Source organism: Desulfosceptrum tomskiensis, assembly GCF_049818055.1.
Classification (GTDB): domain Bacteria; phylum Bacillota; class Desulfotomaculia; order Desulfotomaculales; family JASEER01; genus JBFLVT01.
In genome coordinates, this window is record NZ_CP187479.1 from 1,037,946 (window position 1) to 1,061,572 (window position 23,627).

Genomic DNA, 23,627 nt, shown 5'->3' on the forward strand with positions numbered 1-23,627 from the left:
ATCAACTCATGACTAAAAGCGCCGAGGTCTCGGCCCGCAAGGACGCCACCCGCTCGCCGATGGCCTTTCTTTCGCCCGCCGCGCGCCTGGCTAGGTCCTGGTCCGTGAAGGCCTTAAGGTTGATATCGACGTTTAAAAGAGCGCTCTGCGCCGCCCCTTCACCGAGAAAGCAGGCCACGCCGGCGTCGCTCACAGCGTTCCTGTTGCCGATCTCGACCAGCCGCCTGGCCAGCACCATTACCTGCTCACAGGCCCGGGCGATGCGGAAAGGTACCTCGATGGCCTCATTGAGCGCATCCTGGATGCGCTCCAGGCGGGCGGAGGTCTCGGTCTCCGTGCTTCGAGGCAGACGGTAAGCCGCCATCAAGCTCTCAAAAGCACGCATATCGGCCTCGGCCAGTTCCTGGAGCTCGGCCCCCAGGAGCCGGGACCGTTCCCGGATGGCCCGGCATTCGGCTTCAACCTCCAGGTAACCCTTCTTGCCGATGGTCAGGTTGGTCACCATCGTCACCATGCTGGCCGCCATAGCCCCGGCTATAGCCGCGACGCTTCCGCCTCCCGGCGTGGCCTCGCCCGAAGCGGCCCGGTCAAGATATTCCTTCAACGTCCAGTTCGCCATCGTCATGCTACTTAAGACCCCCGTTTTGGAGTTCGACGGCCTGCAGGAGGTTCCTGAGCAGGATCGCCGTGGTGAGGCTTCCGACCCCGCCGGGAACAGGGGTGATCGCCCCTGCCTTGGGTACCACCTCATCAAAAGCCACGTCCCCGCAAATCCCGCCGGGACAAGGGTTTACCCCGGCATCGACCACCACCGCGCCCTCGCCGATCATCGAGCCCGTGACGAGCCGTGCCCTCCCGGCGGCGGCGATGATGATATCGGCTGCCAGAGCGTGCCTGGCCAGGTCCCGGGTCTTGGTATGGCAAACGGTCACGGTGGCGTTGTTTTGCAAAAGCATGAAGATCAGCGGCTTGCCCACCGTTTCGCCGCGGCCGATGACGACCACGTGCCGGCCGGCGATCTCGATCCCCGACCGGAGCAGGATTTCGATGCAACTCTGCGGAGTAGCCGGATAAAACCCCCGGCGCCCGGCCATCAGGTACCCCCGGTTGAGGGGGTGCATCCCGTCCACGTCCTTTAGTGGGCTGACGGCCTCCATCGCCTTACGCTTGTCGATGTGGGCCGGAAGGGGCAGCTCAAGCACAATTCCGTGAACGGCGGGGTCCTCGTTCAACCCGGACAATGCGCCCAGCAGTTCGCCTTCGCCGGCGCCCGCCGCCAACTGGAGCACCCTGTAGTCGATGCCCAGGGTTTCGCAGACCCTTCCCTTGGCCTGCGCGTAAACCACGGCCCCCGGGTCATCCCCGGCAAGCACGGCGACAAGGGACGGCTGGACGCCCCGCTCCCGCCACCTGACAACCTGTTCCTTGATTTCCTCTTTGATCGCCGCGGCGATCTTCTTCCCGTCCAGTAAAACCGCCAATCTGTGTCCTCCTCAATTCAGTCGTCAGTCGTCCGTCGTCGGACTCCCCGGCACTCAACTATGGGAGTCAAGTTGCAGGCAAATCAAACCTTCTAGCATCCCGAAGATTAACAGTACCTCTGAATGTAAATAGCTGTTCGATCTGAATGTAAATAGCTGTTCGAATTGAGTGCCGGGCCGTTCGGGAATTGCAAATTTAATTCTCTGCTTCCTCAACCCGGCAGCGCAGCCTTCCCCGATGCAGCCTCACCTTTATTCTTTCCCCGCTCCTGACCTGACCCGCGTCCCGCAGCAGCCGCTCGCCCCGCTCCTCTTCGCGGTAGCAGATGCTGTAGCCGCGGGCCAGCGTGGCCAGCGGGCTCAAAGATTCCAGCCGCCCGGCCAGTTCCGCAAGGTTGCGCTCCCAGTGCCTGGTTATGGCGCCCATCGCCCCGCTCTGCCGCAGTTCGAGAACCTCAAGCCTCCGGCCGGGTAGGGCGATGATTGTTTCCAGCGGACGGGCCATGGCCCTGCTTTCGGTACAACGTCGCAGGGCGCGTTTCAGGCCGTCCATGTAGACCGTCAGGCTGCGCTGGAGCCTGCGCCCGGTCATCTCCATCGCGTACCGGACCTCGGCCTGGTCCGGGCAGACCAACTCGGCGGCCGCCGAAGGCGTGGCCGCTCTCCTGTCCGCCACCAGGTCGGCGATTGTAACGTCTTTTTCGTGGCCGACCGCCGATACGACAGGAATCGCGGAGGCGGCGACGGCGCGGGCCACCGTCTCGGTATTGAAGGCCCAGAGTTCTTCAATCGAGCCTCCGCCCCGCCCGACAATGATCACGTCAACATTACCGGCCCGGTTCAGGGCCGCGATCGCCCCGGCGATCTCCCGCGGCGCGGTGTCCCCCTGAACACTGACGGGAGCGACGACGATCTCCGCCTGAGGCCAGCGTTTGGCGGCAACGGTAAGCACATCCTTGTAAGCTGCCCCGACCGGCGAGGTGACCAGCCCGATACGGGACGGGAACCGCGGGATCGGCTTCTTGCGCGCCTCGTCAAACAGCCCTTGGGCCGCCAAACGCTCCTTAAGCTGCTCGAGAGCGGCGTGCAGGGCGCCAAGCCCTTCCGGTTCAAGCTCCTCGGCGTAAAGCTGGCAGCGGTTGTCGCGGTCATAAAAGCCCACCGCCCCCCGAACCACGACAGCCATGCCGTTGTTAACACGAAACCGGCACTGCCGCACACGCGAGCGGAACATAACCACGCCCAGGGTGGTGTACTTGTCCCGGAGGCTGAAATAAAGGTGACCGGAGGGGTGGTAATGGCAGTTCGATACTTCCCCGCGGACCCAAACGTTCGCCAGAAAAGGATCTTCTTCGATGCGGGTACGCAAGTAGGCGGTTAACTCACTGACACTGATGATGCGCACTCGTCTTTCCTCTCTCGGAAGAACAGGCAGTTATTAAGGAGTTAGTTATTGGGCTTGGCAAATCCTGCATTTCGGCCGCTGTTTTGCACCCAAGCAAAAATTAAAGGCTGCTCAGCTAGGGCAGCCTTCGTCAGGCCTAAACAGTTCCGGCTTCTCGATAACCTTTCCCAGAATGCCGTTGACAAACCGGCCCGATTCCTCGCTTCCGAAAGTCTTGGCCAGTTCGATGGCCTCATTTACGGCGACATTGTCCGGAACATCGTCGCGGTAAAGGATTTCGTACAGGGCCATGCGCAAAATGTTGCGGTCGACGTTGGCGATCCGTTCCAGGCGCCAGTCCTTGCTTTGCCGGACGATGACCCCGTCCAGCCGCGCCAGATGACCGCGCACGCCGCCGACAATCTCCTTGACGAACGAACAGTCCGCATCCTGAAGCTCCAGCAACTGTATCGTCTGTTCAACCGCTTCGGCTTCTTCAGCCCCGCCCACATCAATCTGAAAAAGCGCCTGGAGGGCTACTTCCCTGGCACGTCTCCTGGTCAGTTTCATTTATTATCCCCAAATATGCGATCCCAGAGTTTTCTCCAATCGGTCTGCTCGTCGATGCGCTTGCCGATATAATAGCCTACGGCCACGCACAGCGAAACGAACAGCGCCTTAAGCAGGCCGTAAGTAATGGTGAACAAGCTGAAAACAAGCGCAAGTACCACACCCAACAGTTTACCCCAGTGCTTCTCGAGTATTTCACTTAACCTAGGGCTCAAGCGCATGCACTCCTATTCCACGCGGGGCTTGTTGGCAGAGATATTCTCAACGTTGACAAGGACGTTGGAAACGGCGATCCCCGTAACTTCCTTGACTTTGTCCTGGACCAGCCGCTGAACGTCCTTGGAGACTTCGGGTATATTGATGTCGGGAGTAACCGTGGCATTGATGTTGATGGTGACGCCCTGGGCATCGCCGTCGACCGCCGCCTTCACTTCTCGTATCCCGGGGACCTGGCTGACCATTTTCGTCGTGAGGCTCTCTACGGCCGACAAGGCGATGCGCACCTTGCCAAGGGAGTTGTCCTCGACCACGACGTGCCGCTCCTTCTTCTTCCGCTTCGGCCCGCTGAGGCTGGCCCAGACGAGCCTGAAGCCGATCAACAGCAAAACGAGCAATACGGCGGCCGCCGCAGCCTTGTTTTCCGGTTGCAGGATATTGAGCCGCCCGGCCGGCAGCAGGCCGTAATACACCGCGCCGGCAATTATCGCCGCTATGGAAACAAACAGGCTGTAAACAGCCACCAAGCCCCGGTCAAAAGCTCCCATGGCCTAACCTCCCAACACACTGCGACGACCCACCGCAAATGGCAACTCAGCACTCAAGATCGCACTGGGTATTGAGCATTGGGAGTCAGTCGATCCGAATGCCAAACGCTGATGCCGACTACCGACTACTGACTACCAACTACCGGACCCGTGTCTGAGCGGGAGGCGTTTCTTCCTTGGCCGGATGCTCCTCATCGCGGGCAAAAACAACGCCCTGCACGTGGACGTTTACTTCGACGACCTTGAGGCCGGTCATAGATTCAATGGCCCGCTTAACCCTGCTCTGGGCCTGGAAGGCCACATCCGGAATGGGCACGCCGTACTCCACGATGATGAACAGGTCAACGGCGGCTTCCTTTTCGCCGACCTCAACCTTGACACCCTTGGCCAGGTTCTTCCGGCCAAGCATCTCGGCGATGCCGCCGCCCACTCCGCCGCCGCTCATCCCGGCGATTCCGGGGATTTCGGTGGCCGCGAGGCCGGCGATGACGGCGACGACTTCATTGGCTATTCTTACGGCGCCAAGCTCGCCCTGGACTTCCGATGCCGGAGTATTGTTGTTTTCCACGGGCTTTCACCTCCAAATTTTTCTAGACAAGCATTTTTTAGTATGATTATACCGTATTACATCAATAAGAGCAATTGTTCAACATCCCGGAAGGCCGTTGAAAAACGGTAACGAACTCTAGCTGCCGGCGAGAATCCGGCGCTGGACAAAGTTGGTATAAACTTCCCCGCGCCGGAAGAAGGCGTTTTTGAGAATCCGCTGGTGCAGCGGTATCGTCGTTTTAACGCCTTCAATGATAAACTCGCTCAGGGCCCTTTGCATCCGGGCGATGGCCTCGTCCCTGTCGTTTCCCCACACGATCAGCTTGGCGATCAGCGAATCGTAGTACGGAGGTATCATGTACCCTTCATAGACGGCGCTGTCCAAGCGAACGCCCGGCCCGCCGGGAGGGATGAATCTGGTGACGGTGCCCGGCGAGGGAACGAAACCGTTCCAGGGGTCCTCGGCGTTAATGCGGCACTCGATCGCAGCACCGCGAACGGCGATATCCTCCTGTTCGAGGTCGAGCCTTTCGCCGGCCGCGATCCGGATCTGCTTTTTGACGATGTCGATGCCGGTGACCATCTCGGTGACGGGGTGTTCGACCTGAACCCGTGTATTCATCTCGATAAAATAGAAGTTGTTGTTACGGTCCAGCAGGAACTCGACGGTGCCGGCGCTTTCGTAGCCGACGGCTTGGGCCGCCCGTACCGCGGCCTCGCCGATCTTGCGGCGGAGGGATTCATCCAGTGCGGGGGACGGCGCCTCCTCCAAGAGCTTCTGGTTGCGCCGCTGAATGGAGCAGTCGCGTTCCCCCAAGTAGACCAGTTTACCGTATTTATCTCCCAGAACCTGAATTTCGATGTGCCGGGGTTCCTCGATGTACTTCTCCAGGTACATGTCGCCGTTGGCGAAAGCCGCCTGGGCTTCGGACTGCGCGGTGGAAAAAGCCCGCAGCAGGTCATCCTTGCCCTGGGCGACGCGCATCCCCGTCCCCCCGCCGCCGGCGGAAGCCTTGATCAGCAAAGGGTAGCCGATGACCTCGGCAATGGACAGGGCATCCTGCGGCGAGGCCACGGTCCCGTCTGAGCCCGGCACGATGGGAACACCCGCAGCCGCCACAACCGCTCGCGCCGTCGCCTTATCCCCCATCTTTTCGATGCTCTGAACGGAGGGACCGATAAACTTGAGGCCGCAGCTCTGGCACATCTCGGCGAACCGGGCGTTTTCGGCGAGAAAACCGTATCCCGGATGAACGGCGTCCGCGCCGACCACCTCGGCCGCGCTGAGGATGTTCGTCACGTTCAAGTAGCTCTGCGCCGCCTGCGGGGGTCCGATGCAAAAGGCCTCGTCCGCCATCCTGACGGGAAGGCTGTTGCGGTCGGCCTCCGAATAGACAACGACACTGCGAATCCCTAACTCGCGGCAGGCGCGAATAATGCGCAACGCGATCTCTCCCCGGTTGGCAACCAACACTTTCTCAAACATCTTTTACTCCTGTCTTACTTCTTGGCGATTACAAACAGCGGCTGGCCGTACTCCACCGGCTGGCCGTTTTCGGCCAGGATATCGATAATTTCGCCGGCGGTGTCTGCTTCGATCTCGTTCATCAGCTTCATGGCTTCGATAATGCAGAGGACCTGTCCTTCACTGACCACATCGCCTTTCTCGACAAAGGGCGGTGCGTCGGGCGCGGGAGTGCGGTAAAAGGTGCCGACCATGGGCGCCACGACGGTCACCGTCTCCACGGCGGGTTCCTCAATCGCCGCCGGGCGGGCAGCCGGTTCCGCAGCAGCCGCGGGCGCCTGGACCGTTAACGCGGTGCCCGCAGACGGCTGCTCGATAAGTTTCCCCTTCTTGATGGCGACGCGCACTCCCTGGCTTTCCAGGGAAAACTCCGTGATGTCGGTCTCGTCCAGAAGCCTGATCAGTTCGCGAATTTCTTCAAGATTCACTTTTCTTTCCTCCTTGCCCCCGGCCTGCGAGCTCGTCTTGGAACCAGCCGCCGGGGCCGGCGCAACCGGGGCGGATCCGTTCCCCGAACGCTCTTCAAAAAACTTCTTGGCTACCTGGGGGAAAAGGGCGTATGAAAGCACGTCCTCCTCCGACCTGGCTAAATCCCTGATTTCTTCCCTCATTTTTTCCAATCTCGGCTCAAGCAAGTCTGCCGGACGCACGGTTATAGGTTGCCGGTCCCCCAGGATCTTTTTGGCCAGTTCCTTGTCAATGGGAGCCGGCGGACTGCCATAGAGCCCTGCCACATAGTCCTTGACCTGAGCCGGAACGAGCTTATACCTCTCCCCGGACAGGACGTTAAGCACGGCCTGCGTACCGACGATCTGGCTGGTCGGCGTGACCAGCGGCGGGTAACCCAGTTCGGCGCGGACGCTGGGAATCTCGGCGAGAACTTCCTCAAGCCGGTTCAGCGCCTTCTGCTCGCTCAACTGTGACACAAGGTTTGAGATCATTCCGCCGGGCACCTGGTGGTCAAACACCCGCATGTCGTGAATCCGCGTAACCCCGCGTTCAAACCCGCGGCGGCGGCGCAGTTCCTCAAAGTACTCGGCGATCTCAAACAGGAGGCGGATGCTCAGGCCGGTGTCGTAAGGCGTCCCCTTCAGTGCCCGGACCACCGTCTCCACAGGCGGCTGCGATGCGCCGAAGGCCATCGGGACGCTGGCGGTGTCGATAACGTCAACGCCTGCTTCGGCGGCCTTGAGGTAAGCGCCGACAGCCATGCCGCCGATATAGTGGCAGTGAAGGTGGATGGGCAGCCCGATCCTCTCCTTGAGGCGCCCCACCAGCTCTTCAGCCTTGTAAGGGGCAAGCAAACCGGCCATGTCCTTGATGCACAGGGAGTCAGCACCCAACTCAGCCAGTTGTTCGGCCCTTTCGATATAATGCTCCGTGGTGTGCACCGGGCTTAAAGTATAGACCACGGTAGCCTGGACGTGCGCTCCCGCCCGCTTGGCTGCCTGCATTGCCACAGTCATATTCCGGATATCGTTCAAGGCGTCGAAAATGCGGATGATGTCGATACCATTGGCTACAGACCGCTCCACGAAGGCTTCCACGACGTCGTCCGGGTAGTGGGCGTAGCCCACCAGCGATTGCCCGCGCAGCAGCATCTGCAGGGGTGTGTTCTTAACACGCTCCTTCAAAAGGCGGAGGCGCTCCCAGGGGTCCTCGTTCAGGTAACGCATGCAGACGTCGAACGTTGCGCCGCCCCACACCTCGAGGGAATAATAACCCACTTTATCCAGTTTCTCCACGATGGGCAACATATCCTCTGTTTTCATCCTTGTGGCCCATAGACTCTGGTGGGCGTCCCGGAGCGTGGTGTCAGTCACTCGAGGCAATCTTTTCCCCTCCCAAAATAAATGTTGGGCTGTCAATGGAACAACCCAACACGGATTCTCTGGTACATGCTTTATTATAGCGGCCGCCTAAGGCTTTGGGAACCAAGCACCGAGAAGTATACAATACACTTACTACACTTACTCCACACCCGCAATGACCATCACGTTTTCGCTGGCCACCGATGCCCCCCTGGACACGATATTGATGACGCTCGCCGTTTGCTCCTCCGTCAGCCTGCAGGGCAACACGACCGTAACCATCTTCCCCTGGAAGAAGACAATGGCGTCGCTGAAGCCGCGCGCGCGCAGGATATTCTCAATACTTACTTCCCGTTCAATGTCCTGGCTGATCTCCAGCAGGCGGGCCTGAGCCTTTTCACGGGCTTCCTGCCCCGCGTTCGGATCCCCGGTGATATCCTTGAGAAGCTCCACTTGGCGGCTGCGGGAGCGCTCCCGTTCCATCCGGTACTCCACGAAGAAGTCGTTCTCAGCCGGCAGGGTGTCCCGGTCGTCGACCGTAACCGGCACCGTTACGGGGACGGCGGGAGCGTCGCTCTCGGCGGTCCCGAGACTCCAGAACACCAAGCAGAGGACGAGCGCCAGGCCTGCAATGATCACGCTCAACAGTCCTTTACGCACCATGAAAAGGCGCATGCCTCGACACCTCCATTCATGCCTAGAATTTCTTGGGCAGGATCATGATCTTGTGGGGCTCCACCCCCAGAGCCGTTACCGTCGCCTCGAAGAGTTCGCTTTTCGTCTTCGGGTTGCGGGCGCCCTCGGCGACGACAAGGACGCCCACGACGCGGGGAGCAAGTTCCCGCTCCACAACAGGGTCCTGCACTCCCGCCGCGGCCTGCACGACGACGAGCTGGTTGGACTCGTTGTTCTCGGTGGTGGTCCTGTGCCCGCCGTTCTTGTCGGTTTCCTCGGTCACCCGCTTATCGACGCTCGCGTTCACCGCGAAATGGGATCTGCTGGAGCCGTCAAGCTTTATGCTGACCTCGACCTCTCCGGCCCCCGAAATCTGTGAGAGCATCGCTTCCAGCCTGGTCTCCAGCTGCTCCTCTTCGCTTTGCGTCTTGCTGATTTGCGGCGACGAGTGGGTTTTGGCATCCTTATCCTCGTTCACGACCACAGCCCCCGTGGGCGCACTCGCGCCGGGGATATTAACCAACAACAGACTCAGGCCGATCACGGCCAGGGCGATCAGCTTTAAGTTTTGCTGGAGGCGTTTTCCTTGTCCAAGGTAACGCGCAACGATTTTTCGAAAATCCCCCATGTTCAACACCTCCTGATGGTTTCAAAACTTCCGGCGGACAAGGGCGAAGCTTTAATCTTTGATTACGGTCACCTGTTCAAGGTTCAAGCTATAGAAATCGGCAATCGTGGTTCGGAGCTGTTCAGCCCAATCCGTTTGCTCTTCTTTCCCCGCTCCTTTGCCGATTTTAACCTCCCGCACGTCTGGGGGAGGCCGCGAAACCACCAGGACGATCTCCTCAATCCTGACCGGCGTGCTGCTCTCCTCACTGTCCAGCCGGACTTCCACGTTGAGAACCTCCACGTCCGGGTGCATGCCGGCCAGTGCTTTGATCTGGCGGCACAAGCCATCCTCGTAGTTGATCAGCGCCTGCTCCTTGCTCTTCTCCCACATGCGCTGGCCCTGGTCAAAAGACGTGCCCGCCACCGCCTTTGTTTCCTCGATGGAAAGAGCTGCAAAATCCTGGGCCAGGCTCTGCCAGGGCCGGGCCAGAGCCTGCACGACGGCAACGATGACCAGGAGCCCGAAGACCATCTTCACGTACCGCCGCATATCCCCCGGCGGGAGCAACAATTCGAGGAAAAGCGCCAGAACGGCGAGGACGACGAGTTCCCTTACCAGCACCTTGACGGCTTCCAAGCAAGCACCCCCTCTTGCTATCCTATCGTTTTCTCACCGCAGCATGACGTTGATGCTTCCGATGCCGGTGACGATCGCCAGGGCGAAGAAAAAGAGAATGCCGCAGGTGGCCACTACCGCGAATATGGCGACCATGTTGTTGCCCAGCGTGTTCATAAGGTCGGCCAGCCTGTTCTCTCCCAAGGGCTGTACAAGGGCGGCGGCCAGCTTGTAGATGACGACCAGGCCTAAAATCTTCAGCAACGGAAAGATGGCGATCAGGAAAACAACCAGCAGGCCCGCCATGCCTACCCCGTTTTTAACCAGCAGCGACGATCCGCTTATGGCGTCCATCGTATCCGCGAAAACCTTCCCGACCACCGGGATGAAGGTGCTCGTCGCCAGTTTGGCCGTCCGGTAGGCCAGGCCCTCGGTGACGGCTCCGGCGACGCCGTGGATCGAGAGGATGCCCAGAAAGATGCTGGTCAAGAGGCCCATGATGCCCAGCCCGACCCACTTCAGAAAATCGGCCAGCCGGGACAGTGAGAAACCCTCCGCCAGGTGGCTGGCCATACCCAGGACGGCCGAAAAAAAGAGGAGCGGGAAAACCACGGTCGCGATGATTGTCCCGGCGAAGTTGACCACCATCAATACGGCCGGATGGAACAAGGCCGCCGTGGCGAAACTTCCAAGGGCGCAGAGCAGCACGACCATTACGGGCAGGATGGCGTGCATGAAGTTGACCATGCCGTTTACCGCTTCGCGCCCGGCATCCAGCGCCACGACAAAAGAACTTATGGCCAGGGTGACCAATACAAGGTAGACGGCCGACTGGGCGACCTTGCTGGCCGTTGCTTTTTCAAAGGCGCTGCTGACGTTATTGAGCACGGCGCAGATGACGGCCAGGATCACCAGCTTGCCGAGCAGCACGGCGTTGCCCGCCAGCTCCTTGAAAAGGTACCTGTACAGCACGCCGACAAGTTCAGCCGGGGAGGTCCCCAGGTCGCCCTTGATCAACGAGCGCACAAGCTGGCTGAATTCCAGATCCGGTAAAGCCTCGCGCACTTCCCTGTCCAGGGCTCGCGTAACAGTGTTGACCTTGTCCAGGTCGACCTCACCGATCACCTCTTCGGGGGTGGGAAGAAGCGGGCCGTCCTCGGTCCGGCCTTCGGCCCGGCACACCGAGGGGGTAACGAGAAGCAAAAGCCAGAGAAAAATCATTGCCTTTTTAATCATCCGTAACGCCCCAAACATTTCGGGATTTATCTACTCGATGATCCGCATCAGGGTGTCGAGCACCGCCAGGACAACCGGCACCGCGAGGACGAGGATCAAAATCTTGGCGGCGAACTCGATCTTTGCGCCCAAGGCCCCCTCACCCGCGTCGCGGCAAATCTGCGCCCCGAAATCGGCAATGTAGGCAATTCCCACGATTTTCAGCACCACCCCTAGATAGACCAGGTTTACGTTAGCCCGTGCCGCCAGGTCGTTGAAGACGTTAACGACGGCGCCGATTTTCCGGAGCATCAGCAGAAAAATGACCGCCCCGGCGACAAGGCTGACGATCAAGGCCATTTCCGGTTTTTGTTGGCGCAGCGTAACGGCGAAAACCAGCGTTACCAGAGCAAACCCAAAAATCTGCACGATTTCCAACCCGAATCACCTCGTATTGACAGGCGGGTTATAAAGTCAGAAGCGAAAATGTCAAGAGAGAATTCGCACTCACAAATTCCTTTAAGTACCGACCTCACACATCCCACTTCACACTTCCCAATTAGAACAGGCGGAAGACCGATTGCACCTGGTTGAAAAGGTCGGCGAGGATACGTACCACAAAGAAGAGCGCCGCCGCCAGACCGAAAAGGGTAACCCAGGGGGCAAAGGACTCCTTCCCCGCCTCTTTCAAAACGTTGTGGGCGATCGCGACCACAATGCCGATGCCTACGATTTTCAAAATGATGCCGATGTTTGCGTCCACGCTCTTCCCCCTCTCAGAGAATGACCAGAACGATTGCTATACCGCCCAGGAACCCCAGGTACTGCCATAGCCTGACGTTCTTTAAAGCTTCCTCCTCCGCCCGGATGCGCGTCGCCTTGAGATGTTCCACCGTGAGGCGGATATGCCGCACCTGGTCCTCGCACCCCGATCCTCCCAGGACAGGCCCTAATACCCTGAGGACTCCCACATCCTCGCCTTGCAGCGCGGAATCGGGCACAAAAGTGTCGATCGCCTTTTGCCAGGCGTCTGCAGCCGTGATCCCCGTGCCCGTCGCCAGCTCGTCCCTCGCGTACCCGAACAGGCCGGACACCAGCGGGTCGGTCCGCTGGGCGACGCTGTCAAAGGCCTCCGCCAGGGGCGTCGCCCCGTAGGAAATCTCGGTCTCGAGCACGGCCAGGGCGGTCTCCAGGGCCCTCAGTTCCCTGGGACGCCTGGCATAACGCTGGGCGACCATGATCCCGTAAACGCCCGTTGCCGCTATGACCATCAGGCTCCCTAAAAGCTTCAGCATTAACGGTTACGCCTCCTAAAGCCTTCATTGTCCGGCCGTCGATGATTTCCCTGACCGTACCGGGCCCGTTGTCGTTGCCCAGCAAGATGAATCTTTCTATTATACGAAGGCCCGTCATATAGCGGAGGGCCGGCCTCCGCTCCAGCTCCTCAATCGTCCGGGCGTGCACCGTGGCGATAATGGTCACTCCGGTGTTGAGGGCTTCCTCAAGAGCCGCAATGTCTTCACTTCTCCCGATCTCATCAGTGGCGATGACCTCGGGCGAAAAGGCCCTGAGTAAAAGCATCATGCCCTCGGCCTTGGGACAGGCGTCCAGGACATCGGTGCGGGGACCCACATCCCGTTGCGGAACGCCCTTGTAGCAGCCCGCGATTTCGGAACGCTCGTCCACCAGCCCAACCGTCACCCCCCTGAAACCAAGAGCCGGTATCCCGCAAGAAATCTGGCGGACCACATCCCTCAGGAGCGTGGTCTTGCCGCAACGCGGGGGGGAAACGATCAGCGTGTGTTTTACGCGGTCCCGCTCCACCAAATAGGGGAGAACCCTGTCAGCGACGCCCGCCACCTCGCGCGATACGCGGAAATTCAGCGCCCAGACGTGTTTGATCGTCCGTATCTTCTTGTCATCCAGGAGCACCTTGCCGGCTATGCCCACCCGGTGGCCCCCGCTGACGGTTACAAAGCCGTTCCGGAGTTCGTCCTCCACAGAGTACAGGGAAGACCTTGTAACCAATTGCGTCGTGCGGTACACATCGTCGGCCGTTACCCGGTAAGACCCCGTAACCGACGGCAGCAGATCCCCGTTTTCGCTGACGAACACGTCACCCCGGCAGAGCCTGATGTTCAAAGGCTGGCCGATCCGCAGCCTGATTTCCTCGACCTTTTCCCAAGCAACCCCAGGGATTCGGGACAGGGTCCTGCGGATCGTGTCGGGGAAGAAAGCCATGATCTCTTCCGCAGCCGTTTCCTTCCTGCTGTCGCCGCCCATAGACACCTCCCTGGATTACTCCTCCGGAGCATCGCCTTTAAGGATAGATATGAAGCAGACCTGCCAGCTTATACCAATAAAAAAGCGGCGCTCATCAAGAGCGCCGCCGGGCGTCGATATGTATCCTAGTCCGCTTTCATATGCTCGTGATGCGAGGCTTCGCCGTTAAGCATGATCGCCTCGTCACAGTTGGGGCACGTAATCGATTCCACATCGCCGTCTTCGAAAACTTCGCTGTCCACGCAGACCAGGTGTTCGCACTTGGGACATTCCACCTCGTAATATCCTGCGTCTTCGTCAGCCGTTCTGTTAAACTGGGTTTCCAGGTTGTAAAGGTCCTCGTCGATACTCTCCAGATAATCTTCGAGGCTGTCCTGTGCGTCCTCGAGGTTATCCACCGCATCAGCGAACTCGCCAAGGACCTCAACGATGCCGTCGAGAAGTTTTCCTTCTTTGCTGTCCTCGGGCAAGTTAAGCCCCGCCGCCAAACCTTCCAGGTATGCCACTTTTGCTTTAAGATCAGACAAATTTTTTGCCCCCCTTCGACGGTCATATTATTACCCGTTCAAAGGGGAGTAATACCACCTGCGTGACGCACGTGGTATTACTCATCGCTATTAGCTGTTAGATATTGGAAACAATCATAAAAGGGATTTGCCTATGCCAAGTCCCTGTGATTCTCCAACGTCCAAAGTCTAACGTCCAACGTCTACATCAAACGGGCTACGCCCGTTTGATGTATTGTCCGGTTCGCGTGTCTATCTGCAGGACATCGCCGACCTCGATGAAGAACGGGACGTTAACCACCAGCCCGGTCTCCAGCGTTGCGGGCTTAGAGCCGCCGGAGGCGGTATCGCCCTTGATTCCGGGCGTGGTTTCGACCACGGTAAGCTCGACGGTATTCGGCAGGTCGATGCCGATGACCTTGCCCTGGTAGAAGACGACGAAGACGTTCATGTTGTCCTTTAGAAACTTCGTGGCCGGTCCGAGCTCCGCGGCGGTGAGGGTGGCCTGCTCATACGTCTCGGTATCCATGAAGTTGTAGTTCTCGCCGTCGTTGTACAGGTACTGCATTTCCCGGCGCTCCAAGTGCGCCTTGGGTAGTTTCTCCCCGGCGTTGAAGGTTCTTTCGACCACGGCCCCCGTACGCAGGTTCCGGAGTTTGGAGCGGACGAACGGGGAACCCTTGCCAGGCTTGACATGCAGAAAATCGATAACCTGGTAGGCGTCCCCGTCAATTTCGATCGTCAGACCGGTGCGAAAATCGTTAGTTGAGATCAAAGTCCCGCCTCCTCGCAAAACTTTATGCCTGTCTACCCGCCCTAAATTATAGCAAAACCAGGTTTTGTTTGGGAGTTCTAGTTAGAACTTCCGCCCCGTGTTCACGCACCACAACGACGTCCTCGATGCGGACGCCGCCCCTGCCCGGCAGGTAAATGCCCGGCTCAACCGTTACAACGTTCCCCGCCGCGAGGGTGCGCTGCTCGTTCGCGCTCAGCCGGGGGCTTTCGTGGATCTCGAGCCCCAGGCCGTGACCGGTGCTGTGCCCAAAGTATTCCCCGTAGCCGTAACCAGATATGATGTCACGCGCCGCGGCATCAACCTCCGCGCAGGTTGCGCCCGGCCTTATGGCGTTGATGGCCGCCAGCTGGGCCTTCAAGACGATATCGTAGATCTCGGTCTGCCATGGCTCCGGTTCCCGCCCGAGGAGCACCGTGCGCGTAAAATCCGAACAGTACCCTTGATAAACGCACCCGCAGTCGACAACCACGAGCTCCCCTTCGCGCATTACCTTTTCGGAAGCGACCCCATGGGGCATGGCCGAGCGTTCTCCCGAAGCGACGATGATCTCGAACGATGTCCCCGAAGCGCCGGCAAGGCGCATCCGGTACGCTATTTCGACTGCGACTTCGCGCTCCTGGCGCCCTGGCGCCAGAGCCGTCAGGAGCTCAAAAACGTCGTCGACCAGGGATACCGCCTTGCGGACGACGGCGATCTCCTCTTCGTCTTTGATCTCCCGCAAAGACTCCACCATCCCGCGTGTCGGCCGCAGTTCGGTCTGTCCAGCTGTTTCCTTTAAGGCGCTGTATTGCTGGTAAGTGAGGTGCTCGCCTTCAAAGCCCAGAACCCGGACATCCAGTTCGTCCAGAGCCTGCGCCAGGCGTTCGACCCACGAGCGTTCGACCCGCAGAACATTAAAATCCGGGCATTCCACCCGGACCTGCTCCAGGTAACGGAAGTCTGTCAGGAGGTACGCCTCCCGCATGCCGATCAGCAAAACACCGGTCGTGCCGGTAAAGCCGCTCAGGTAGCGCCGATTATGGCTGCCGGTCACCAGCAGGTACGGCAGGCCTTCGGTCTCCATCGCCCTTCGCAGGGCTTCCACGCGTTCGTGCATTAACCAGCCGTTCCTTTCCCGGCCAGGGCGACCGCGGCCCTGAGGCCCAATAAGTAGCTGTCCGGGCCAAAGCCGGAGATCTGGCCCGCCGCTGCGGGCGCGAGCACCGAATGGCGGCGGAACTCTTCCCTGGCGTGAATATTGGAGAGATGCACTTCGACCACCGGGATGCCGACAGCCGCGATCGCGTCCCTGAGCGCGTAGCTGTAATGGGTAAAGGCGCCGGGGTTAAAGACGACAGCGTCGAAACGGTCGTCCGCCGCCTGCAGCTTATCGACCAGCGCCCCTTCGCTGTTGGACTGGTAACACTCCACCGTCGCTCCCAGTTCGCGCCCGAGAGCGGTAACGGCACTGTTTATCTCCTCCAGCGTGGCCGTACCGTAAACCTGGGGCTCACGCTTGCCCAGCAGATTGAGGTTCGGGCCGTGGAGGACGAGAATGCGCACCCTCATCAACTCTCTCCCCTGAATGTAAATCCGCCACCTGCTCAGCTCCCGCTTAGGGCCATCCTTTCCACCCTGATCGTCGGGGAACCCTTACCCCCGAGGAAGCGGAGGTCATCGCCCACGGCATCGATGCCGGAAAGCAGTTCCTTGATGTTACCGGCGATCGCCACCCCGCGCACCGGCTGCGCCAACTGTCCCTCGCTGATCCAGATGCCCGCGGCCCCGACGGAGAAGTCGCCGGATATCGGGTTCGCCGTGTGCATACCCATGACCTCGGTGATGTACATCCCCTGTTTGGTCTCGCCGATGATAGCTTCGGCTTTGCGGGTTCCGGGCGCAATGTAGAAGTTTGTAGTTCCGACCTCCGGCGTGCTCTTGAAAGACCCCCGGACCCCGTTGCCCGTAGACCTTGTCTTTCCGTCCTTGGCGGCCGTATAGGTGTTGTGCAGGTAACCCCGGAGCACGCCCCCGTCGATAAGCACCGTTCTCTGCGTCGGCACGCCCTCTCCGTCGAAGGGGGCCGTCCTGATGCCGCCCTCGTAAGTGCCGTCGTCGATAAGAGTGATCAGCGGCGAAGAAACCTGTTCGCCCACGCGGCCCGCAAAAAGAGACCGCCCTTTTTGGACAGCTTCGGCGGCAAGCGAAGGGGCGACCACGCCCAGTAAGCTGACCACCACATAAGGATCGAGCACGACCGGAATCCTGCAACTGCCCTGCGTCCGCGAGCCCAGCATGCGCACGGCGCGCTCGGCAGCCTCCCGCCCGATCTTCACGGGATCCAGTTCCGCAATGCGGCGCCGGTAATCAACGGCAAATCCGGTCTGGTTCTCGCCCCCGTCCTGGGCGGTCAAGGCCATGTAAAGGCCGCAGAGGGCGGCCCGGTAGTAACTTTCCATACCCTCCGAGCTGACCAGCCCCACCTCTATTTCACCGTCGTGGTACGTCGAGCTCTCGATAACCTTAACTCTTTTGTCGAAGGCCCGCGCTGCGCGTTCCATTTCTATAGCGAGTTCGATCTTTTTCTCGACGTTCGTCGTTTGCAGCTCGCGATCAAAAAGGCTCATTTCGGGATAGCCGTCTGTCCTGGTCGGAAAACTGTAAAACTCGTCAGGCGCGGTCTGGCCGGCGTTGGCTACCGCCTGCGCGGCAATCTCCTCTATGCCCGACGGCGTCAGGTTGGTCGTAAAGGCGAACCCGAACTGCCGCCCGCGCAGCACCCGCAAGCCAAGCCCTCTCTCCTCCGCGCTCTTGATCGTTTCGATTCGCTGCTCCCTGACCTCGATTTCCAGTTCCTTGCTTCTGCTGACGTAGGCTTCCGCAGAGTCGGCCCCGCGCTCCACCGCCTTCGACACAGCGGCCTGAGCGAGATTAAGAAAATCAATGGTCATCACAGGCTTCCTTTCCCATTTAGCAGTGACGGTTATAGTATGTCTCCTTATCCGCCGCTTAGAAGTTGTTCGCCGCAATCCGTCAAAACCCTGCTATCTATTTCCAGGCACAGCCTTCTACCCGGCAGGCAAAGACTCCCGCAGCAAACGGGAGCCTAGTTCTGAGTTCCAACACTAATACCTAATACCAAGCATCAGAGCCTCCGGATGCGCGGCTCTCTCATCAACTCCCGGAAGTCTTTTTTATTTGCTCCAGATCCTCCCGGGCTGCCTCCGGTGCCGCCGACGACGATGGGGCATTCCTGCTGCTGCCCGAAAGACATCGTCGGCTGGGCGTCGCTCACCGGCACTCCCTGGCCGTCCTTGCCGCAGGTCCCGATCGTGAACCCGAGATCCTTCCCGACCCTTTCCACCTTGGCGAGGACCTCGGGCCCGTTTCCGGTAAGGGTGGCGCCCCTGACCATGCTGCCGACGTCGCCGTCCTCGATCAGGTACCCTTCAGCCACTTCGAAGACGAAGTCACCATTGGTCGTATTGACCTGCCCGCCGCCCATTTTGCGCACCAGAAGCCCCCTCTTGGCTTCACGCAGGATGTCGCGGGGGTCTTCCTTCCCAGGGGCGATGCAGGTGTTTCCCATCCGCGGGATGGGCTTGTGCTGGTACGATTCCCGCCGGCCGTGCCCGTTGGACCGCCGGCCTTCTTTCCCCGCCGTCAAACGGTCATAGAGGTAGTCCCTAAGTACGCCTTCCTCAATCAGCGTTACGGGAGCCGATCCGGTGCCCTCGTCATCAAAGGCGTAAGACCCGTATTTTCCGGGCATCGTGCTATCGTCAAAGACCGTGATCAGGGGACTGGCGACAACCTCTCCCCGCTTTCCCGCGTATACCGACAATTCCTTTTGTACAAGGTCGGCTTCGAGCCCGTGACCGCAGGCCTCGTGCACCATCGTCCCGCCGGCCTCGCTGGCCAGAATGACGGGCATCTTCCCGGATGGCGCGGGCTGGGCCGCGAGCAGGGCCACGGCGCGCCCGGCCGCTTTGCGCGCCATTTCCTCAGGGTACGCTGAATCCACAAGCTCAAAACCGGCCACCCCGCCCAGGGCATCGTAACCGGTTTGGATGACGCCCCCGTCGGCAGCCACGGCGTTCACCACCAGGCGGGTGCGTACCCGCGTATCCTCGACGAGCACTCCCTCGCTGTTGGCGATCTGCACGTGCTGGATAACGTCCCCGTAGCCAACGATAACCTGCTTGATCTTCTCCGCATCCACACCCCTCGCGGCCTGGTTTACCTTCTGGACCACCTCGACCTTGTCCTCTGTTTCAACTTCGTTCGGCAGGCGTTCAATGTCAAAGCTGATCGCCGGCTCGAGGCGGTTAAGGTCGATGTTGACATCCTTCCGGCTGCTCCCCGCAGCCCGGGCCACCACTCCGGCCGCGTCCAGGAGACCCTGGCGGTCGAGTTGGTTGGTGTAAGCGTAAGCAGTGGCCTCGCCGGCCAGCACCCTGATTCCGGCGCCGGCATCGAGGCCGGTCTGCACCCGTTCGATCTTGTTGTCTTCGCAGCTGATCCCCGTGATACGGCGATTTTCCACGAATATGTCGGCAAAATCGCCGCCCCCTTTCAACGCTTCGGCCAGCACTTCCTCGAGCACCTTCCGATCGATCAATGGTAATCACCTCAACATCAATATCCGTCCCGGCGCCCACTTTTATACCGTAGGGATGCGCCGATCGTTTCATCCGTGCCTACCGCATTCCCGTACCGCCCGGCACGCCCGCGTCAGCCGGGGGGCTCTCGTCTGTGAACACCAGGCTTCGCGACAGCTGCCTGACGGCCGTGCGGTATGTCCCCGTCGCCACCAGTTCGACCTTTAAGCCCCCGCTCCCGTTTGATACGGCGGCGTATACCGTAACCAGCCCTTCATCCTCTCCATCCAGCAGGCTTCGCGACTCGACGACGGGTCCGCCGGGGTCGGCCGGGAGCCACCCTTCAGGATCGCTCTGGGCACGCGCATAGGCCATCTCCAAACCCGCCCAGGCAAGTTGCTCGGCCTGCAGCTGATCCCGCAAATAGCGGGTCGTAACCCTCTGCTCTTTCGTAATAACCAGTGCTGATGTAGCCAGCACGGTCAATACGGTCAGGACAGAGACCACGTAGACAAGGGCCGAACCCTTTTCGTTAAGGTGTTGTACGCGGCTCACCAGCCACCTCCACCGGGCCGAGGGGGACGTAAAGCATGGTCATCAGGCGAGGCGGATCGCCCTCGATATCGGCGACCAGTTCCAGGCTGATCAACTGTCCCCCTTCGTCGCAAACCGATCCGAGATTAAAGCTGCCTACGTGGTTCGCCACGGGGTTATGGCCCTCGCCTCCCACTTCCCTGCGCAACTGCCCGTTTTCCACGTAGTAGGCCACCGTCCCCCGAGGCGTCTGGAAGACAATGCGCTGCCCGCCGGCGTCAACACGGGGCGGTTGCGTAGCTTTACGGAGTTCGCTCGACACGGCGGCTAGCCCGATGCGTAGGTTCTCCATTGCCTCCCCGCGCCGGTCCTGAACCCGCCAGTGCCGGACGTTTTCACGATACAACTCGGTAACGGCGACGGCAAGGATCACCACGACCAGCATGGCCACGGTCATTTCGACCAGGGTGAACCCTTCCCGATGGCCGCGCGCCGATCCCATTACGGAACACCTCGCGCCGTAGTCAAAACGACGTCTTTCTCCCCGCCCCGCCAGGCGAAGCGCACCTTCACAACCACCCTCTCCACGCCCGGTTCGAGTTCCTCGGTTTTTACGGTATAACGGTAATCCTGGTACGGCTCCGGAAAAAAAGCGCCGCCGTTGGCGCCCGCGGCATCGCATCCCGCCTGTTTCAGTTCTTCAAGCTTCGCCTGGGCCAGGAACAGCGCCGTAACGTAACGCTCGTTCTTGAGCTGGGCCGTCCTGGCCTCCACGAGCAGCGCGGTCAGCGGGACGAGAGCGGCGACCAGCACCAGCACGGCAACCAGTACTTCGGGTATGGTAAACGCCCTCTCAGAACCAGGCAAGCCTCTCACTCAACGCGCACCCGCCCGGTGGCGCCCATCACCAGGACACTCCGTTTCACACCATGCCGTGTATCCTTCAGGATAACCGTCCCGCCCCCTGGAATGGGCGCAGGGCTGCCCCCCGTGAAGCGCACCTGAGGTGCCGAAGAAGAACCGAAGGCTGCCGAAGCGATAACCACGTTGTTGGGCAAGGCGACCCTCCGTAAAAGCTGGAGGTTTCTCTGCAGAGAATAGCTTCCGGTTCCCGGCTGGAAAGTCACCTTGTAGATCCCGGAGCCACTGCCGTCGTTGACCCCCAGTTGCTGCATCTGCCGGAGGTCGGTGGCTACCATCCTGGCCGCGGCGTAGACCCGAAAGCTCCCGAGGGGCCTGGTCAAGTCCGGCAGCGCAAGGCCGATCGCGATGGCCAGAACGGCCGCGACCACGAGCAGTTCGACGGTCGTGAAGCCGCCTCGCGCCCCCGGCGCGGACTCGCGTGCTACACGTGCTACAGGTAAATCCCCACGTACCATCTGATAATGCGTTCACCCCAAAGAACGGCTAGGAAAGCCCCGAGAGCAAGGAACGGGCCGAACGGAACGGCGTCCCTGCGGCCCTTCAAACCCGCCGCCATCAGTATCAAACCGCTGATTCCGCCGACCAGGCTTCCCAGAACAAGGCCCAGAGGGGCCAGCGGCCACCCCAGGGCCAAACCCAACGCGGCTCCCAGCTTGATGTCGCCGCCGCCCATCCCGCCCTGGAAGAGCAGGCCCAATAGCAACAGTGTCCCCCCGACCACGGCCCCCCCGGCAACAGCCTGCACGAGGGTGATGTCCCGGGCCAGCAGGGTCAGCACGGCGCCGCCCGCCGCGAGCACGATGTTCAGGGAATCGGGGATGATGTAATGCTCCAGGTCGATGAAGGCCACAGCCAGGAGCAGCGATCCAATGAAAAGGTATTTCACCAGCAGGAACGACCAGCCCGCGACCAGGAAGGCGGCGACGAAAACAACGGCCGTAAGCGCTTCCATGGCAGGATAGCGCCACCCGATAGGGGCTGAACAATACCGGCAGCGTCCTTTGAAAACGATGTAACTGATCACCGGGATCATGTCAAGGGGCTTCAGGCGCCGCTTGCAGGCCGGACAGTGCGAAGCCGGACTGACAATGGATGTTTCCCTCGGCAGGCGATAGATCACGACGTTTAAAAAACTTCCGACCACCAACCCCAAAACAATCATTAAAAAAGCTCCTGATAACTCCATTTCTTCTCACTTTCCGGCATTTAGTCCCGGTTCGGAAGACGCGACAAACAGGGAAGCAAGGCCGGGCAAACCGACATGTTGGCCGCTCGCCGGCGCGCTGTCCCCCGCGCGCGCCACGATGTCGTCGCTGTAAGCGTCGTCCCGCCCAGTGGGCCCGAAGGAAATAAAGGTATACGTCTTCGGCCTGACCGGGTCGTCAACCACGTAGTAATACGGGTTCCCCCAAGGGTCCAGCTTCCCCTGCCACTTTGTGCCGCCGGCCTCCATCACCTCCGCCAGCTGCTGGGGTGCAGGATAGGCGTCCTGTTCGATAAACGCCAGTTCCACGGCGTTCTGCATGGCCTTGAGCTCGGCCATGGCCCTGCCCACTCTTGCCTTCTCGGCCTGCTTGGTGTAGCGAGGCACGGCGATGGCCGTCAGGATGCCGATGATGATGACCACCACCATCAGTTCGGTAAGGGTGAACCCGCGTTCACCAGATGGACAACGTACAGGCCTCATCGCGAACCCCCTTGCGAGCGGCTACCCGATCGAGCCCAGCACCTCAAACATCGGCATCAGGACGGACATGATAATCAGCCCGATCAGGCCGCCGAGGCCGACAATCATCACCGGTTCGAGAAGCGTTACCATCCTCTCGACGGTGCACTGGGTGTCGTATTCGTAAAGGTCGGCCGCCTTTCCCAGGCAATAAGCCAGGGCTCCGCTGCGCTCGCCCACCGCGATCATCTGGACCACGACGCGGGGAAAGACCGCGCTGTCGGTTAAAACAACGGCCAGCGACTCCCCGTCCCTCACCCTGAAAACCGCCCTGTTCGCCGCCGACCGTATCACGCTGTTGCCGGAGCACCTGCCGGCCACTTCCAGCCCGGCCAGAATGGGCACACCGGTCGTCACCAGCGTCGAAAGAGTACGGCAAAAGCGCCCGACGGCGGTCTGCCGGATAATCCCCCCAAGGACCGGAAGCTTGATAAAAAGGGGATCGAGCAATTCCCTCGCCTTCCTGGTGCCGACCAAACGCACCGAGACCAAGGCCGCCAAGAGAACAGACAGGACCAGCGCCGGCCAGTGCGCCTGAACAAAGTAGCCGGACTTTAATGCCCAGGCCGTCAGGGGCGGAACGGTGCCTCCCAGTTCCTCGACCACGCTGGTTAACGAAGGCAAAACGAAAGTGATCAAAATACTGAACGTGACCAGGGCGATGAGGACGACGACCGCGGGATACGTCAAGGCGGACCGCAGTTTCTCCCGCGTGGCGTATTCCCGCTCGAAATAGGCTGCCAGATGGCCCAGGACCGTTTCCAGCACTCCTCCCAGTTCCCCGACTTCGACCATGGTTACGGCGATTTCCGGAAAGAGCCCTGAAGAACGCAGGGACTCCGCAAACGACACTCCCCTCTCCAGTTCCCCGATTATCCCGGCCAGCGAGCGGCGCAGGGACCTGTTTCCGGTCTGGAGGGCCAGGGATTCAAGGGCGCTCAGCAACGGCACGCCGGCTTCCAGGAGCACAGCCAGCTGGCGGCAGAAAACAGCCGTATCCTTGACCGATAACCGCCGGTTCCGTCTAAACAACCCTCTTATGTCGGCACCCTTCACTCACGGCAACCTCATTTAAGGCT

General features: G+C 60.3%; 30 protein-coding genes. All 30 read right to left on the bottom strand.

Translation table 11 applies throughout. From position 1 onward, the window contains the following. Position 1: 1 nt before the first annotated feature. The 30 genes from ACPV0M_RS05275 to ACPV0M_RS05420 all read right to left on the bottom strand — a co-directional run bounded on the left by ACPV0M_RS05275 (position 2) and on the right by ACPV0M_RS05420 (position 23,580). Entirely contained in the window at positions 2–625 is a 624-nt protein-coding gene (locus tag ACPV0M_RS05275) for a cyclodeaminase/cyclohydrolase family protein (RefSeq protein ID WP_425621908.1), read from the bottom strand. A 1-nt stretch (position 626) separates the two neighbouring features. Then, on the bottom strand, positions 627–1,481 hold the full coding sequence (locus ACPV0M_RS05280; protein ID WP_425621909.1) for a bifunctional 5,10-methylenetetrahydrofolate dehydrogenase/5,10-methenyltetrahydrofolate cyclohydrolase: 855 nt from the start codon (positions 1,479–1,481) through the stop codon (positions 627–629). 196 nt (positions 1,482–1,677) lie between these two features. Beyond that, positions 1,678–2,886, bottom strand: coding sequence for an exodeoxyribonuclease VII large subunit (xseA, locus tag ACPV0M_RS05285; RefSeq protein WP_425621910.1), 1,209 nt, complete (start codon positions 2,884–2,886; stop codon positions 1,678–1,680). Between the two features lie 111 nt (positions 2,887–2,997). Then, positions 2,998–3,435: a transcription antitermination factor NusB gene (gene nusB, locus ACPV0M_RS05290; RefSeq protein WP_425621911.1), complete on the bottom strand. Its 438-nt coding sequence runs from the start codon at positions 3,433–3,435 to the stop codon at positions 2,998–3,000. Then, positions 3,432–3,650 carry a DUF2273 domain-containing protein gene (locus ACPV0M_RS05295; RefSeq protein ID WP_425621912.1) on the bottom strand — a complete coding sequence of 73 codons (219 nt, stop codon included), beginning with the start codon at positions 3,648–3,650 and terminating at the stop codon, positions 3,432–3,434. Before ACPV0M_RS05295 ends, nusB begins: the two co-directional genes overlap by 4 nt. 12 nt (positions 3,651–3,662) lie before the next feature. After that, positions 3,663–4,199 carry an alkaline shock response membrane anchor protein AmaP gene (amaP, locus tag ACPV0M_RS05300; RefSeq protein ID WP_425621913.1) on the bottom strand — a complete coding sequence of 179 codons (537 nt, stop codon included), beginning with the start codon at positions 4,197–4,199 and terminating at the stop codon, positions 3,663–3,665. A gap of 139 nt (positions 4,200–4,338) precedes the next feature. Further along, the gene (locus tag ACPV0M_RS05305; RefSeq protein WP_425621914.1) at positions 4,339–4,767 is read right to left on the bottom strand and encodes an Asp23/Gls24 family envelope stress response protein; all 429 of its coding nucleotides are present in this window, start codon (positions 4,765–4,767) and stop codon (positions 4,339–4,341) included. Positions 4,768–4,884: 117 nt separating this feature from the next. Continuing rightward, entirely contained in the window at positions 4,885–6,234 is a 1,350-nt protein-coding gene (accC, locus tag ACPV0M_RS05310; protein WP_425621915.1) for an acetyl-CoA carboxylase biotin carboxylase subunit, read from the bottom strand. A gap of 14 nt (positions 6,235–6,248) precedes the next feature. Then, positions 6,249–8,045 carry an acetyl-CoA carboxylase biotin carboxyl carrier protein gene (gene accB, locus ACPV0M_RS05315; RefSeq protein WP_425622134.1) on the bottom strand — a complete coding sequence of 599 codons (1,797 nt, stop codon included), beginning with the start codon at positions 8,043–8,045 and terminating at the stop codon, positions 6,249–6,251. Between the two features lie 198 nt (positions 8,046–8,243). Further along, positions 8,244–8,759: a SpoIIIAH-like family protein gene (locus ACPV0M_RS05320; RefSeq protein ID WP_425621916.1), complete on the bottom strand. Its 516-nt coding sequence runs from the start codon at positions 8,757–8,759 to the stop codon at positions 8,244–8,246. 22 nt (positions 8,760–8,781) lie between these two features. Further along, positions 8,782–9,387 (bottom strand): hypothetical protein, encoded by a 606-nt coding sequence (locus ACPV0M_RS05325; protein WP_425621917.1) that lies wholly within the window; start codon positions 9,385–9,387, stop codon positions 8,782–8,784. Between the two features lie 51 nt (positions 9,388–9,438). Beyond that, complete coding sequence (locus ACPV0M_RS05330) at positions 9,439–10,005, bottom strand: stage III sporulation protein AF (protein WP_425621918.1); 567 nt, start codon at positions 10,003–10,005, stop codon at positions 9,439–9,441. Between the two features lie 33 nt (positions 10,006–10,038). Continuing rightward, positions 10,039–11,220, bottom strand: coding sequence for a stage III sporulation protein AE (gene spoIIIAE, locus ACPV0M_RS05335; protein WP_425621919.1), 1,182 nt, complete (start codon positions 11,218–11,220; stop codon positions 10,039–10,041). Between the two features lie 30 nt (positions 11,221–11,250). Beyond that, positions 11,251–11,637, bottom strand: coding sequence for a stage III sporulation protein AD (gene spoIIIAD / locus ACPV0M_RS05340; RefSeq protein WP_425621920.1), 387 nt, complete (start codon positions 11,635–11,637; stop codon positions 11,251–11,253). 121 nt (positions 11,638–11,758) lie between these two features. Further along, positions 11,759–11,962, bottom strand: coding sequence for a stage III sporulation protein AC (gene spoIIIAC / locus ACPV0M_RS05345; RefSeq protein WP_425621921.1), 204 nt, complete (start codon positions 11,960–11,962; stop codon positions 11,759–11,761). 13 nt (positions 11,963–11,975) lie between these two features. After that, positions 11,976–12,437 carry a stage III sporulation protein AB gene (locus tag ACPV0M_RS05350; RefSeq protein ID WP_425621922.1) on the bottom strand — a complete coding sequence of 154 codons (462 nt, stop codon included), beginning with the start codon at positions 12,435–12,437 and terminating at the stop codon, positions 11,976–11,978. Beyond that, positions 12,322–13,482 (bottom strand): stage III sporulation protein AA, encoded by a 1,161-nt coding sequence (spoIIIAA, locus tag ACPV0M_RS05355; protein WP_425621923.1) that lies wholly within the window; start codon positions 13,480–13,482, stop codon positions 12,322–12,324. The genes ACPV0M_RS05350 and spoIIIAA overlap by 116 nt, the downstream gene beginning before the upstream one ends. A gap of 125 nt (positions 13,483–13,607) precedes the next feature. Next, complete coding sequence (locus ACPV0M_RS05360) at positions 13,608–14,009, bottom strand: CD1247 N-terminal domain-containing protein (RefSeq protein ID WP_425621924.1); 402 nt, start codon at positions 14,007–14,009, stop codon at positions 13,608–13,610. A gap of 196 nt (positions 14,010–14,205) precedes the next feature. Beyond that, entirely contained in the window at positions 14,206–14,763 is a 558-nt protein-coding gene (gene efp / locus ACPV0M_RS05365; protein WP_425621925.1) for an elongation factor P, read from the bottom strand. Between the two features lie 46 nt (positions 14,764–14,809). Further along, on the bottom strand, positions 14,810–15,880 hold the full coding sequence (locus tag ACPV0M_RS05370) for a M24 family metallopeptidase (protein WP_425621926.1): 1,071 nt from the start codon (positions 15,878–15,880) through the stop codon (positions 14,810–14,812). Continuing rightward, the gene (gene aroQ / locus ACPV0M_RS05375) at positions 15,880–16,326 is read right to left on the bottom strand and encodes a type II 3-dehydroquinate dehydratase (protein ID WP_425622135.1); all 447 of its coding nucleotides are present in this window, start codon (positions 16,324–16,326) and stop codon (positions 15,880–15,882) included. The genes ACPV0M_RS05370 and aroQ overlap by 1 nt, the downstream gene beginning before the upstream one ends. A 41-nt stretch (positions 16,327–16,367) precedes the next feature. Next, positions 16,368–17,714 (bottom strand): TldD/PmbA family protein, encoded by a 1,347-nt coding sequence (locus tag ACPV0M_RS05380; protein WP_425621927.1) that lies wholly within the window; start codon positions 17,712–17,714, stop codon positions 16,368–16,370. Between the two features lie 194 nt (positions 17,715–17,908). Next, positions 17,909–19,384, bottom strand: a complete 1,476-nt coding sequence (locus ACPV0M_RS05385) for a TldD/PmbA family protein (protein WP_425621928.1) — start codon at positions 19,382–19,384, stop codon at positions 17,909–17,911. A 79-nt stretch (positions 19,385–19,463) separates the two neighbouring features. Further along, positions 19,464–19,919 carry a hypothetical protein gene (locus ACPV0M_RS05390; RefSeq protein WP_425621929.1) on the bottom strand — a complete coding sequence of 152 codons (456 nt, stop codon included), beginning with the start codon at positions 19,917–19,919 and terminating at the stop codon, positions 19,464–19,466. Continuing rightward, positions 19,897–20,400 carry a PilW family protein gene (locus ACPV0M_RS05395; RefSeq protein ID WP_425621930.1) on the bottom strand — a complete coding sequence of 168 codons (504 nt, stop codon included), beginning with the start codon at positions 20,398–20,400 and terminating at the stop codon, positions 19,897–19,899. Before ACPV0M_RS05395 ends, ACPV0M_RS05390 begins: the two co-directional genes overlap by 23 nt. Next, positions 20,400–20,765, bottom strand: a complete 366-nt coding sequence (locus tag ACPV0M_RS05400; RefSeq protein ID WP_425621931.1) for a hypothetical protein — start codon at positions 20,763–20,765, stop codon at positions 20,400–20,402. The genes ACPV0M_RS05395 and ACPV0M_RS05400 overlap by 1 nt, the downstream gene beginning before the upstream one ends. A gap of 5 nt (positions 20,766–20,770) precedes the next feature. After that, positions 20,771–21,277, bottom strand: coding sequence for a pilus assembly FimT family protein (locus ACPV0M_RS05405; protein ID WP_425621932.1), 507 nt, complete (start codon positions 21,275–21,277; stop codon positions 20,771–20,773). Beyond that, positions 21,253–21,984 (bottom strand): prepilin peptidase, encoded by a 732-nt coding sequence (locus tag ACPV0M_RS05410; protein WP_425621933.1) that lies wholly within the window; start codon positions 21,982–21,984, stop codon positions 21,253–21,255. Before ACPV0M_RS05410 ends, ACPV0M_RS05405 begins: the two co-directional genes overlap by 25 nt. Before the next feature lie 30 nt (positions 21,985–22,014). Continuing rightward, positions 22,015–22,509, bottom strand: coding sequence for a type II secretion system protein GspG (locus ACPV0M_RS05415; protein WP_425621934.1), 495 nt, complete (start codon positions 22,507–22,509; stop codon positions 22,015–22,017). Positions 22,510–22,530: 21 nt separating this feature from the next. Then, positions 22,531–23,580, bottom strand: coding sequence for a type II secretion system F family protein (locus ACPV0M_RS05420; protein ID WP_425621935.1), 1,050 nt, complete (start codon positions 23,578–23,580; stop codon positions 22,531–22,533). Positions 23,581–23,627 lie beyond the last annotated feature (47 nt).

Excerpts from the sequence above, each read along its gene's own strand:
- ACPV0M_RS05275 (WP_425621908.1), bottom strand. The coding sequence starts at position 625 with ATGACGATGGCGAACTGGACGTTGAAGGAATATCTTGACCGGGCCGCT.
- ACPV0M_RS05405 (WP_425621932.1), bottom strand. The coding sequence starts at position 21,277 with ATGGTACGTGGGGATTTACCTGTAGCACGTGTAGCACGCGAGTCCGCG.
- ACPV0M_RS05350 (WP_425621922.1), bottom strand. The coding sequence starts at position 12,437 with ATGGTCGCCCAGCGTTATGCCAGGCGTCCCAGGGAACTGAGGGCCCTG.
- ACPV0M_RS05395 (WP_425621930.1), bottom strand. The coding sequence starts at position 20,400 with ATGGGATCGGCGCGCGGCCATCGGGAAGGGTTCACCCTGGTCGAAATG.
- ACPV0M_RS05415 (WP_425621934.1), bottom strand. The coding sequence starts at position 22,509 with ATGAGGCCTGTACGTTGTCCATCTGGTGAACGCGGGTTCACCCTTACC.
- spoIIIAA (WP_425621923.1), bottom strand. The coding sequence starts at position 13,482 with ATGGGCGGCGACAGCAGGAAGGAAACGGCTGCGGAAGAGATCATGGCT.
- ACPV0M_RS05325 (WP_425621917.1), bottom strand. The coding sequence starts at position 9,387 with ATGGGGGATTTTCGAAAAATCGTTGCGCGTTACCTTGGACAAGGAAAA.
- ACPV0M_RS05410 (WP_425621933.1), bottom strand. The coding sequence starts at position 21,984 with ATGATTGTTTTGGGGTTGGTGGTCGGAAGTTTTTTAAACGTCGTGATC.
- spoIIIAE (WP_425621919.1), bottom strand. The coding sequence starts at position 11,220 with ATGATTAAAAAGGCAATGATTTTTCTCTGGCTTTTGCTTCTCGTTACC.
- accC (WP_425621915.1), bottom strand. The coding sequence starts at position 6,234 with ATGTTTGAGAAAGTGTTGGTTGCCAACCGGGGAGAGATCGCGTTGCGC.
- accB (WP_425622134.1), bottom strand. The coding sequence starts at position 8,045 with ATGAAAACAGAGGATATGTTGCCCATCGTGGAGAAACTGGATAAAGTG.
- ACPV0M_RS05370 (WP_425621926.1), bottom strand. The coding sequence starts at position 15,880 with ATGCACGAACGCGTGGAAGCCCTGCGAAGGGCGATGGAGACCGAAGGC.
- ACPV0M_RS05380 (WP_425621927.1), bottom strand. The coding sequence starts at position 17,714 with ATGACCATTGATTTTCTTAATCTCGCTCAGGCCGCTGTGTCGAAGGCG.
- nusB (WP_425621911.1), bottom strand. The coding sequence starts at position 3,435 with ATGAAACTGACCAGGAGACGTGCCAGGGAAGTAGCCCTCCAGGCGCTT.
- ACPV0M_RS05320 (WP_425621916.1), bottom strand. The coding sequence starts at position 8,759 with ATGCGCCTTTTCATGGTGCGTAAAGGACTGTTGAGCGTGATCATTGCA.
- amaP (WP_425621913.1), bottom strand. The coding sequence starts at position 4,199 with ATGGGAGCTTTTGACCGGGGCTTGGTGGCTGTTTACAGCCTGTTTGTT.